This is a genomic window from Streptomyces sp. NPDC056479, assembly GCF_042795335.1.
Taxonomy (GTDB): domain Bacteria; phylum Actinomycetota; class Actinomycetes; order Streptomycetales; family Streptomycetaceae; genus Streptomyces.
Window position 1 is genome coordinate 81,120 of sequence record NZ_JBHTRZ010000006.1, and the last position, 10,440, is coordinate 91,559.

The 10,440-nt window shown below is 69.8% G+C and carries 10 protein-coding genes and 1 tRNA gene; 6 read left to right on the top strand and 5 right to left on the bottom strand.

The genetic code is table 11. The features are described 5' to 3' along the window. Nucleotides 1-3 precede the first annotated feature (3 nt). Complete coding sequence (locus tag ACFQ6S_RS23795) at nt 4-936, top strand: ABC transporter substrate-binding protein (RefSeq protein WP_383413187.1); 933 nt, start codon at nt 4-6, stop codon at nt 934-936. An 81-nt stretch (nt 937-1,017) separates the two neighbouring features. Next, nucleotides 1,018-1,458: a hypothetical protein gene (locus tag ACFQ6S_RS23800; RefSeq protein ID WP_383413189.1), complete on the top strand. Its 441-nt coding sequence runs from the start codon at nt 1,018-1,020 to the stop codon at nt 1,456-1,458. Between the two features lie 455 nt (nt 1,459-1,913). Here the strand turns inward: ACFQ6S_RS23800 and ACFQ6S_RS23805 are convergent, their stop codons facing one another. After that, nucleotides 1,914-3,302: a cystathionine beta-synthase gene (locus tag ACFQ6S_RS23805; RefSeq protein ID WP_383413192.1), complete on the bottom strand. Its 1,389-nt coding sequence runs from the start codon at nt 3,300-3,302 to the stop codon at nt 1,914-1,916. Nucleotides 3,303-3,469: 167 nt separating this feature from the next. Between ACFQ6S_RS23805 and ACFQ6S_RS23810 the strand changes: the two genes are divergently transcribed. The 3 genes from ACFQ6S_RS23810 to ACFQ6S_RS23820 all read left to right on the top strand — a co-directional run bounded on the left by ACFQ6S_RS23810 (nt 3,470) and on the right by ACFQ6S_RS23820 (nt 7,011). Then, the gene (locus ACFQ6S_RS23810) at nt 3,470-4,495 is read left to right on the top strand and encodes an SGNH/GDSL hydrolase family protein (RefSeq protein WP_383413194.1); all 1,026 of its coding nucleotides are present in this window, start codon (nt 3,470-3,472) and stop codon (nt 4,493-4,495) included. A 199-nt stretch (nt 4,496-4,694) separates the two neighbouring features. Next, nucleotides 4,695-5,915: an acetyl-CoA C-acetyltransferase gene (locus ACFQ6S_RS23815; RefSeq protein WP_383413197.1), complete on the top strand. Its 1,221-nt coding sequence runs from the start codon at nt 4,695-4,697 to the stop codon at nt 5,913-5,915. A 295-nt stretch (nt 5,916-6,210) separates the two neighbouring features. After that, a complete protein-coding gene (locus ACFQ6S_RS23820; RefSeq protein WP_383414513.1) occupies nt 6,211-7,011 on the top strand; it encodes a hypothetical protein in 801 nt (266 codons plus the stop codon). Nucleotides 7,012-7,014: 3 nt separating this feature from the next. Here the strand turns inward: ACFQ6S_RS23820 and ACFQ6S_RS23825 are convergent, their stop codons facing one another. After that, nucleotides 7,015-7,326, bottom strand: coding sequence for a hypothetical protein (locus tag ACFQ6S_RS23825; protein WP_383413200.1), 312 nt, complete (start codon nt 7,324-7,326; stop codon nt 7,015-7,017). A 94-nt stretch (nt 7,327-7,420) separates the two neighbouring features. Between ACFQ6S_RS23825 and ACFQ6S_RS23830 the strand changes: the two genes are divergently transcribed. Next, the gene (locus tag ACFQ6S_RS23830; protein ID WP_383413203.1) at nt 7,421-7,651 is read left to right on the top strand and encodes a DUF4287 domain-containing protein; all 231 of its coding nucleotides are present in this window, start codon (nt 7,421-7,423) and stop codon (nt 7,649-7,651) included. An 80-nt stretch (nt 7,652-7,731) separates the two neighbouring features. Here the strand turns inward: ACFQ6S_RS23830 and ACFQ6S_RS23835 are convergent, their stop codons facing one another. The 3 genes from ACFQ6S_RS23835 to ACFQ6S_RS23845 form a co-directional block, all read right to left on the bottom strand. After that, the gene (locus ACFQ6S_RS23835) at nt 7,732-8,628 is read right to left on the bottom strand and encodes a Bax inhibitor-1/YccA family protein (RefSeq protein ID WP_383413206.1); all 897 of its coding nucleotides are present in this window, start codon (nt 8,626-8,628) and stop codon (nt 7,732-7,734) included. A 214-nt stretch (nt 8,629-8,842) separates the two neighbouring features. Then, on the bottom strand, nt 8,843-10,018 hold the full coding sequence (locus ACFQ6S_RS23840) for a 4-hydroxybenzoate 3-monooxygenase (protein WP_383413209.1): 1,176 nt from the start codon (nt 10,016-10,018) through the stop codon (nt 8,843-8,845). Nucleotides 10,019-10,147: 129 nt separating this feature from the next. Beyond that, nucleotides 10,148-10,231 (bottom strand) — tRNA-Leu (locus tag ACFQ6S_RS23845). Nucleotides 10,232-10,440: the final 209 nt, after the last annotated feature.

Sequence of the window (10,440 nt, forward strand, 5' to 3'; positions counted from 1 at the left end):
TCGATGAACCGACGTACTCTCCTCGGCGGCCTCTTCGCAGCGGCCTCCGTCCCCGCCCTGGCCGCCTGCTCCAGCGGCATCACGTCCCTGGACAACCAGGGCTCGACCACCGGTGGCGGCGGCTCCAGCAAGGGCGGCATCACCATCGGCACCGCCAACTTCACCGAGAACCAGGTGCTCGGCTACCTCTACGCCGCCGTACTCGACGCGGCCGGCGTGAAGGTGAGCGTCCGCCCCAACCTCGGCACCCGCGAGATCCTCATCCCCGCCCTCAAGGGCGGCGACATCGACCTGCTCCCCGAGTACCAGGGCGCCCTGCTGCACTACGTCGCCCCCAAGGCGACCGCGACGGAGGAGGGCGAGATGCAGAACGCACTCACCATCGCCCTCCCCAGCGGCCTCCAGGTGCTGCCGTACGGCATGGCCGAGGACTCGGACGCCTTCGTCGTCACCCGCGAGACGGCCGAGAAGTACGGCCTGACCTCCCTCGCCGACCTGAAGAAGCAGAACGGCAAGCTGGTCATCGGCGCGGCGCCCGAGGTGAAGAAGCGGGAGGTCGGCGCCGTGGGCCTCAAGGAGGTCTACGGGGTCGAGTTCAAGGAGTTCAAGTCGCTGGACTCCTCCGGGCCGCTGGTCAAGGGCGCCCTGAAGAAGGGCGACGTGGACGTGGCGAACCTCTTCACCACCGACACCGACATCCAGGCCAACGACTGGGTGGTGCTGACCGACCCCAAGAACCTCATCCCCGGCCAGCACATCGTCCCGCTCATCGCCGACCGCAAGGCCGACTCCACCGTCCGCAAGGCCCTCGCCGAGCTCGGCAACGCCCTGACCACGGAGCAGCTCACCGAGCTGAACCGGCAGGTCGACAAGGACAAGAAGGACCCGGAGGACGTGGCCGACGCGTACGCGAAGGAGCACGGGCTGGTGAAGTGACGGCGCACTGCCGTACACCCCCAGCCGAACAGGGGGGCTAACCCCAGTGCGGCCCCCTGTCCCGCTGCCTACCGTGGAGGTATGACCGGAATGGACGCGCGGGACACCGAGCTCAAGAAGGAACTGAACGCCACCCTGCAGGCGCGTAGGGAACTGGGCGACGACTACGAGTCCGCGCTGGTCGACTCGTTCATGGAGAAGGTCGACCAGCGCATCGACGGGGCTGTGGAGCGCCGGCTGCGGCGGCAGCTGGCCGAGCAGCAGATGGTGGCGGCCCGGGGCGCGCGCTCGCCGAAGAGTACGGACTCCTTCGGCGAGCGCTTCGGGTTCGGCATCGTCTCGCTGGTCCTGGCGGTCCCCCTGTCCGGGATCGGCGGCGGTGTCGGCCACCTCCCCGGCCTGGTGGTCACCTGGATCGGCATCGTGGGCGTCAATGTCGTCCAGGCGGTCCGCACCAACCCCGGCCTCTTCAGCGGCTGGCGCCGCAGGTCGGCCAAGGACGAGGACCGCTGGGAGGACTGAGCCCGACCGTTGCATCTCGGTGCCGAGACCGTGCAACTTCCCAAGCCCGTCTGGGGGTCCCCCTCTGGGGGAGTTTGAGGACGAGGCCGTTCAGGCCGACACGGGCGGCGTAGCCGACCGTTGGTCGAAAGAGTGTGGCGGGGACCGCCGCACCCCCGTTTCCGGGGGGCGGGACGACGGCGGTCCCCGCGAAGGACGCGAGCCGGGTCAGGGCCGGGCTTGCGCGTCCGTGGCGTCCATGGAGGTCCGGGAGCCGCTCCGGAGGTCCTTGGACGTTCGGCGCCGGCTCGGGCGGGGAGCCGCTCCCGCCCTGCCGACATCCACTAATGTGCCGGACCCGTGTTAAGCGGGTGCTGCGTGAACGTGACGCGCTCGTACCAGTTCCGCGACGGCCCGAGCGGCCCCGGTCACCGCAAGTTCGCCCCGGACACGGTCCGTTCACCGCAGGTTCGCCGCTACTTTCCGCCCTTGGCCAGGAAGGCCAGCAGGTCCTGCCGGCTGACCACACCGGTCGGCTTGCCCTCGACCAGCACGATCGCCGCGTCCGCCGCGCCCAGCACCGACATCAGGTCCGCGACCGGCTCACCCGAGCCGACCTGCGGCAGCGGCGCCGACATGTGCTTCTCCAGCGGGTCCTCCAGCGAGGCCCGCTTGGTGAACAGGGCGTCGAGCAGCTCCCGTTCGACGACCGACCCGACGACCTCGGCGGCCATGACGTCCGGGTGACCGGCACCCGGCTTCACGATCGGCATCTGCGAGACGCCGTACTCGCGCAGCACCTCGATGGCCTGACCGACCGTCTCGTCCGGGTGCATGTGGACGAGGGACGGGATGGCGCCGTGCTCCTTGTCGTTGAGGACGTCGGCGACGCGCGCGCTCGGGCCCTCGTCCTCCAGGAAGCCGTAGTCGGCCATCCACTCGTCGTTGAAGATCTTGCTGAGGTAGCCACGGCCGCTGTCGGGGAGCAGGACGACCACGACGTCGTCCGGTCCGAGCCGCTCGGCGACCCGCAGCGCGCCGACGACCGCCATGCCGCACGAACCGCCGACCAGGAGCCCCTCCTCACGGGCGAGGCGCCGGGTCATCTGGAAGGAGTCCTTGTCGGACACGGGGACGATCTCGTCGGCGACGGTCCGGTCGTACGCGGTCGGCCAGAAGTCCTCACCGACGCCCTCGACCAGATACGGCCGCCCGGAGCCACCGGAGTACACCGAGCCCTCGGGGTCGGCGCCGATGACCTTGACCTTGCCGTCGCTGACGTCCTTCAGATACCGCCCGGTCCCGGAGATGGTCCCGCCGGTGCCCACCCCCGCCACGAAGTGGGTGATCTTCCCCTCCGTCTGCTCCCACAGCTCGGGGCCGGTGGAGTGGTAGTGGGAGAGCGGGTTGTTGGGGTTGGAGTACTGGTCCGGCTTCCAGGCACCGGGCGTCTCGCGCACGAGCCGGTCGGAGACGTTGTAGTACGAGTCCGGGTGCTCGGGGTCGACGGCGGTGGGGCAGACGACCACCTCGGCCCCGTACGCCCGCAGCACATTGATCTTGTCCGTGCTCACCTTGTCGGGGCACACGAAGATGCACTTGTACCCCTTCTGCTGGGCCACGATGGCGAGCCCGACACCGGTGTTGCCGCTGGTGGGCTCGACGATGGTGCCGCCGGGCTTCAGCGCACCGCTCTCCTCCGCCGCCTCGATCATGCGCAGCGCGATGCGGTCCTTCACGGAGCCGCCCGGGTTGAAGTACTCGACCTTGGCCAGGACGGTGGCCTGGATGCCCTTGGTCACGTTGTTGAGCCTCACCAGCGGGGTGTTGCCGACGAGACTGATCATCGAGTCGTGGAAATGCACCGTTGTCTCCGGATGCTGCAAAAAGGGTGGTCGTAGTGGTTACGCCAGCCTAGGCCCTGTGGCCTGCACGCCGCCGGTGAAGGTCCGTTCACTCGTCGTTGGGATTGGGCCACGGTCCGTGCGGGGCAAGCAGTTGATGTACGGCTATGAGGAGGTGGCGGCGACGCATGACGAGCATGTCGAGGGCGAGGGTGGCCCGGCGGATCGCGGCGGGCGCCGCGTACGGCGGAGGCGGCATCGGTCTGGCCGGCGCGGCGGCCGTGGGTCTGGTGCTCGCCGAGGTGCGGATGGCCAGGCGTCATGTGGGCAACGGCACCAGCAACCACGTGCCGAACGCCGACGGCCGGTACGGCCACCTCTACGACACCCCCGGTGAGCCGCCCCTGCGGCTGACCATGCTGGGTGACTCGACGGCCGCGGGCCAGGGCGTGCACCGGGCGGGCCAGACGCCGGGCGCGCTGCTGGCGTCGGGGCTGGCGGCGGTGGCGGAGCGCCCGGTGGTCCTGCGCAACGTGGCCCTGCCGGGCGCGCGCTCGGACGACCTGGACCGCCAGGTGGCCCTGATCCTGGCCGACCCGGCCCTGACGCCCGACGTCTGCGTGATCATGATCGGCGCGAACGACGTCACCAACCGGATGCCCGCGACGCGCTCGGTGCGCCACCTGTCCTCAGCGGTACGGCGGCTGCGCACGGCCGGCGCGGAGGTGGTGGTCGGCACCTGTCCCGACCTGGGCACGATCGAGCCGGTGCAGCAGCCCTTGCGCTGGCTGGCCCGGCGCGCCTCCCGCCAGCTGGCGGCGGCCCAGACGATCGGGGCCGTCGAGCAGGGCGGCCGCACGGTGTCGCTGGGCGACCTGCTGGGCCCGGAGTTCGAGGCGAACCCGCGCGAGCTCTTCGGCCCCGACAACTACCACCCCTCGGCGGAGGGCTACGCCACCGCGGCGATGGCGGTCCTGCCGACGGTCTGCGCCACCCTCGGCCTCTGGCCGGCGGACGAGGAACGCCCCGACGTCACCCGCCGCGAGGGCTTCCTGCCGGTGGCCCGAGCCGCGGCCGAGGCGGCATCGGAGGCGGGCACGGAGGTCACGGCCGCCATGCCGACGGGCCCCAAGGGGCCCTGGGCCCTGCTCAAGCGCCGCCGCCGGCGGCGGGTCCCGGAACCGGAGCGGGCCCCGGTCACGCCGTCGTCGTAGCAGCAGGCACTCGCTCGGCGCAGGAAAGCAAGCGCTTAGACAATTGCGGCAAGGGTCACACCGCCATGCCCGTGACCTCGTCCATACGTGCGGGTAACTTCCATCACAGTCCTGCCCGACCCCCCGGTATGCCCGCCCTTCGCCCGACCACCACCCCTCGACGAGGCGCTGCGCGCCACACCTTTCGACTGGAGCCGTGATGCCCGAAGCCGTGATCGTCTCGACCGCCCGCTCTCCCATCGGCCGCGCTTTCAAGGGTTCCCTCAAGGACCTGCGCCCGGACGACCTCACCGCCACGATCATCCAGGCCGCGCTCGCCAAGGTTCCCGAGCTGGACCCGCGCGACATCGACGACCTGATGCTCGGCTGCGGTCTCCCCGGCGGCGAGCAGGGCAACAACCTCGGCCGCATCGTCGCCGTGCAGATGGGCATGGACCACCTCCCGGGCTGCACCGTCACCCGCTACTGCTCCTCGTCCCTCCAGACCTCCCGCATGGCCCTGCACGCCATCAAGGCCGGCGAGGGCGACGTCTTCATCTCGGCGGGCGTCGAGATGGTCTCCAGCTTCACCAAGGGCAACTCCGACAGCCTCCCGGACACGCACAACCCGTTCTTCGCGGAGGCCGAGGCCCGCACGGCCGCGGTCGCCGAGCAGGAGGGCACGACCTGGCACGACCCGCGCGAGGACGGCCTCGTGCCGGACGCCTACATCGCGATGGGCCAGACCGCGGAGAACCTCGCCCGCACCAAGGGCATCACCCGCCAGGAGCTGGACGAGTTCGGCGTCCGCTCGCAGAACCTCGCCGAGGAAGCCATCAAGAACGGCTTCTGGGAGCGCGAGATCACCCCGGTGACCCTCCCCGACGGCACCGTCGTCAGCAAGGACGACGGCCCCCGCGCCGGCGTCACCCTGGAGGGCGTCTCGGGCCTGAAGCCGGTCTTCCGCCCCGACGGCCTCGTCACCGCCGGCAACTGCTGCCCCCTCAACGACGGCGCCGCCGCGGTCGTCGTCATGTCCGACACCAAGGCCCGCGAACTCGGCCTCACCCCGCTCGCCCGCATCGTCTCCACCGGCGTCTCGGGCCTGTCCCCCGAGATCATGGGCCTCGGCCCGGTGGAGGCCAGCAAGCAGGCCCTGCAGCGCGCCGGCCTCACCATCGACGACATCGACCTGGTCGAGATCAACGAGGCGTTCGCCGCCCAGGTGATCCCCTCCTACCGCGACCTGGGCATCGACATCGACCGGCTGAACGTCAACGGCGGAGCCATCGCCGTCGGCCACCCCTTCGGCATGACCGGCGCCCGCATCACCGGCACGCTCATCAACTCCCTCCAGTTCCACGACAAGCAGTTCGGCCTGGAGACGATGTGCGTCGGCGGCGGCCAGGGCATGGCGATGGTCATAGAGCGCCTGAGCTGAACCAACGAGGCAGAACCGCTGGGTAGTCGACGTACCACCCAACGTGAGCCTTCGGCCCAGAACCTGGGAAACTCCAAGGTTCTGGGCCGTTTTGTGATCCAATCTCCCTCAGGATGTGACCTATCTCCCTTCGCGGAGGGATTTACGCAGGTCAGAGCAGTTTCACCACCAAACCCCAGGCCCAAAACCCTGTCCGTTTCGTGACGTTACGCACTGACAGCTGGATAGTCCGCCCTTCAAGCTGATGTAGGAAGTCGGGGGTCGACTTTGAACCGGGAGTACGTCAGTGAGCGCCATGCCGATCGCCTTGCTGCTCACCACGGCCGCCACCGGCGCCGTGGGCGTCGCCGTCCTGCGCACCCTCAGGGTGCTGCGCCGACAGGTCGCGGCCCTGCACACCGAGCTGGCACACCACAACGCCACCGCGGCCCGCGGTCTCGTACCGCAGGCCCGCCTCTCCGCCGACGCCGATGAGATACGCGCGGCCGTCGCCGAGGCGCTCGCCGAGGAACGCGAGCGGGAGCTGGCCGAGGCGCGCGCCTTCTGGGCCGCCCAGGAGTCCCGTGACGCCTCCGACGCGCCGACGCTCCTCGGTCTGTCCGACAGCGAGCTGTTCCTGCCCCGGCAGACCGATTTCGCGGGCCTGGAGCATCTGGAGCCGGTGACGGAGCCGACCGCGGACGCCGACGAGTTCCCCGGGACTGCCTCCTCCGGGGGAGAATCCCCCGAGCTGGCCGCGGCCCGCCGCCGCCACCCCTCCCACCCGGACTTCGTCCCGGTCCAGTCACCTGTGGTCAACGACCACGAACGCACGGTGGCCACCCTTGAGGACCTGGCCGCCTCGGCCGTCGAGCTGACCGACGTCCGCCCCGGCCCGCTGGGCACCCTCGACGTCTATGTCTTCGCCGACGGCACCACGCTGTGCATGACCCCGGGCCACCGGGAGACGGCGGAACGCCTCGCGGCTGCCCTGCGCGCGGGCGAGACGCCGGTGCTGCTGGGCGGTTCGGGTGTCTCGGGCGCGTACACGCTGACCTTCGCGTGCGGCGAGGAGAGCGTCTACATCCTGGCCGACCGGGTCATAGCGTCCCTCTAGGTTTCACACGCCGGCGCGCTTCTGCGCCTCCTCCACCAGCATCACCGCCTCCTCGACCTCCCCCTCGTTCGTGAGTACGAGGGCCAAGTCGTGGACGGCGACGGTGACTTGGTCGGCCACCGCGAACATCCCGGCGTCGGGCATCTCCCTGGGCTCCGCCCCGGGCGCCTCCAGAACCTGGGCCCGACGTGCCAATTCCCTGGCCAGCGCCAGTGCCTCCGCGGCGGCGCTGCGCTGCAGCCGGCTCTGCGGCGCCGCCCGCAACCGGTCGGCGAAGTGATCTACGGCTCGGGTCAAACGCGTCGTATCAACCACGCCGTGAGCGTACGCGACTGTTGCCAACGGGCGAACGCTCAGGCACGGTGACCTGAAGGACCGGCTTACATCCCCTTTGCGTCCGGAGGCGCCGATGTCCCACGTCCTCTCCGAGGAGACCCACCGCAACATGCTCGCCCGCATCCCCCACTGCACCGGTCGTGAAGTCTCCGACTGGTTGCGCGCCGTCGAAGAAGGCCCGGCTCTCTTCAACTTCGAGGAGAAGGTCAGCTGGCTCCGCCATGAGCACAACCTCGCGTACGGCCACGCGAAGGCGATCATCCACGAGTACGACATGAGGAGGGCCGCGCGCAAGCTGCTCTAGGCGCGCAACCGGACAAGCCGAAGGGCCCCGGATGACGATCCGGGGCCCTTCGCTTACGCCTTCGCTACGACCTTGGAAGATCAGTCGCTGCTGTTGAGGATCGAGATGAGCCTCAGGAACTCCATGTAGATCCAGACCAGCGTCAGGGTGAGGCCGAAGGCGGCGAGCCAGGCCTCCTCGCGCGGCGCGCCGTAGGCGATGCCGTCCTCGACCTGCTTGAAGTCCAGGGCGAGGAAGCAGGCGCCGAGCAGGATGCCGATGACACCGAACAGGATGCCGAGCGGGCCGCTGCGGAAGCCGAGGCCGTCACCGCCGCCGAAGACCGCGAACAGCAGGTTGATCGCCATCAGGACGATGAAGCCGAGCGCGGCCGCCATCACGAAGCCGACGAAGCGTCGGTTGACGCGGATCCAGCCCGCCTTGTACGCCACCAGCACCGCGGCGAAGACCGCGAGTGTGCCGAGCACCGCCTGCATGGCCGCACCGCTGGCGATGCGGTTGTCGACGACGCTGGAGACCACGCCGAGGAACACGCCCTCGAACGCGGCGTACGCCAGGATCAGCGCGGGCGAGGCCTTGCGCTTGAAGGACTGGACGAGCGCCAGGACCATGCCGATCAGACCGGCGACGATCGCGATGCCGTAGGACCGGCTGATGTTCGCGTCGTCGACCGGCAGCGTCGCCCAGGCGAGCGCGGCCGTGACGATCAGGACGCCGAGCGTGGTGCCGGTGCGCATGAGGACGTCGTCCAACGTCATGCGCCCGGTGGTGACCGGGGCCTGCGGCGGTGCGCCCTGCTGAAGGCCCTGCTGGGCGTAAGGGTTCTGCGCGTACGGGTTGCCGGCCTGCGGCTGGGCGTACGGGTTGCCCTGCGTGCCGACAGCGGCGCCCCCGGCCTGCGGCGCGGTGTTAAAGCCCGCGTAGCCGTTGTCGCGGCTGAACCCCCGTCGCGAGAAGACCGGGTTGCTGCTCCTCATTTCACTCCTCCATGGCCGCCGTGCGCGGCCTTGGCTCAAGAGTAATAGGTAGGCAAAGGATTGACCCTAGTGCTTGGGGAGGATCTTTCCCTTGTCGTGCTGGCCAACACGCTACGCGGCCGGGTGATTCCCAGCCACGAAGGAGCTCATTCATGACCAACCTGCGACATGGCCGGAACCTGTCGGAGATCACCCGACCGGCCCGGGCCCCCGTTCACCCGAACGGAAGCCCGGTGTACGCCTCGGCGAGGTCCGTCCCGGCCGCCGCCGACCCCGCGATCCGCTCCAGCCGGGCGAGCTGGAGCCGGTCCTCGAACGGCGTGACCTCGGGGGCACGGTGGAGCAGCGTCGTCATGTCGTAGGAGAACCGCTCGGCCTGCCAGACCCGGCGCAGACAGGTCTCCGAGTAGGCGTCGAGGAGCTGAGCCGAACCCTTCTCCTTCTCGTACGTCAGCGCCCGCGCGAAGGTGACGACGTCACCAACGGCCAGATTCAGCCCCTTCGCACCCGTCGGCGGCACGATGTGCGCCGCGTCACCGGCCAGGAAGAGACGGCCGTACCGCATCGGCTCGTGGACGTAGGACCGCATGGGGGTGACCGACTTCTGGGTGATGGGGCCGCGTTCCAGCCGCCAGTCGTCGGCCGTTTCGAGGCGGCGCTCCAGCTCCGCCCAGATCTCGTCGTCGCTCCACGCCTCGGCGTCCGTGCCCTCGGGCACCTGGAGGTAGAGGCGGGAGACGGACGGGGAGCGCATGGAGAGCAGGGCGAAGCCGCGGTCGTGGCGGGCGTAGACGAGTTCGTCGTGCGAGGGGGCGACGTCGGCGAGGATGCCGAGCCAGCCGAAGGGGTACGACCGCTCGAAGACTTGGACCAGTTCGGCCGGGATCGCCTTGCGGGACACGCCCCAGAAGCCGTCGCAGCCGACGACGTAGTCGCATTCAAGGACGTCCTCGACGCTCTCGTGGCGGAAGCGCACGTGCGGGCGGTCGGTGTCCGCGCCCTCCACCGCCAGCGCCTCCGCCTCGAACAGCAGCGGGCCGCCCTCCTTGAGCTGGAGGTCGATGAGGTCCTTGCACACCTCGGTCTGGGCGTAGACCATCACCGAGCGGCCGCCGGTGAGGGCGGGGAAGTCGACGCGGTGGCGTCGGCGGTCGTAGCGCAGCTCGATGCCGTCGTGCCGCAGGCCCTCGCGGTCCATCCGCTCCCCGGCGCCGGCCGCGCGCAGCACGTCCACCGTGCCCTGCTCCAGAATTCCGGCGCGCTGGCGGTGCTCGACGTAGGCGCGGTCACGGCTCTCCAGGACGACCGAGTCGATGCCGGCGCCGTGGAGCAGCCGCGCGAGGAGGAGGCCGGCGGGGCCCGCTCCGATGATGCCGACGGTGGTGCGCATCGGGCGCTTCCCTTCTCGCTGTTCGTATGGTGAAGTTTTATTCACCACTTCTGGACGCGAGTCTCCGGCCGCAAGCGCCCGCTGTCAACGGTTGCGGTGAACTCTTGAAGGAAGGAAGTGCGTCGGAAGTGCCCAGAGCCGGACTTGAACCGGCACGCCCGCGAAGGGGCAGCGAGGTTTAAGCTCGCCGTGTCTGCATTCCACCATCTGGGCAGGCCATGGGCTCCGCATCGAGGTCCCGAGCCTATCGGGATACATCCCCCGAACAGCGGACGGGCGGACCGATGTTGTCTTATTTTATTGACGTCTGAGGGTGCATCAGCCCGCGGAACACGCCATCCGCACTTGCCAATAGCCTTACGTGCGACGGTCGGCGGCGCATACGGAATGACGGAATTTCACCGTCCAAACGAGGCCGCTCC

What these genes read in the sequence shown, in the direction of transcription:
- ACFQ6S_RS23795 (WP_383413187.1), top strand. Translation starts at nt 4, where the DNA reads ATGAACCGACGTACTCTCCTCGGCGGCCTCTTCGCAGCGGCCTCCGTC.
- ACFQ6S_RS23800 (WP_383413189.1), top strand. Translation starts at nt 1,018, where the DNA reads ATGACCGGAATGGACGCGCGGGACACCGAGCTCAAGAAGGAACTGAAC.
- ACFQ6S_RS23810 (WP_383413194.1), top strand. Translation starts at nt 3,470, where the DNA reads ATGACGAGCATGTCGAGGGCGAGGGTGGCCCGGCGGATCGCGGCGGGC.
- ACFQ6S_RS23815 (WP_383413197.1), top strand. Translation starts at nt 4,695, where the DNA reads ATGCCCGAAGCCGTGATCGTCTCGACCGCCCGCTCTCCCATCGGCCGC.
- ACFQ6S_RS23820 (WP_383414513.1), top strand. Translation starts at nt 6,211, where the DNA reads ATGCCGATCGCCTTGCTGCTCACCACGGCCGCCACCGGCGCCGTGGGC.
- ACFQ6S_RS23830 (WP_383413203.1), top strand. Translation starts at nt 7,421, where the DNA reads ATGTCCCACGTCCTCTCCGAGGAGACCCACCGCAACATGCTCGCCCGC.
- ACFQ6S_RS23835 (WP_383413206.1), bottom strand. Translation starts at nt 8,628, where the DNA reads ATGAGGAGCAGCAACCCGGTCTTCTCGCGACGGGGGTTCAGCCGCGAC.
- ACFQ6S_RS23840 (WP_383413209.1), bottom strand. Translation starts at nt 10,018, where the DNA reads ATGCGCACCACCGTCGGCATCATCGGAGCGGGCCCCGCCGGCCTCCTC.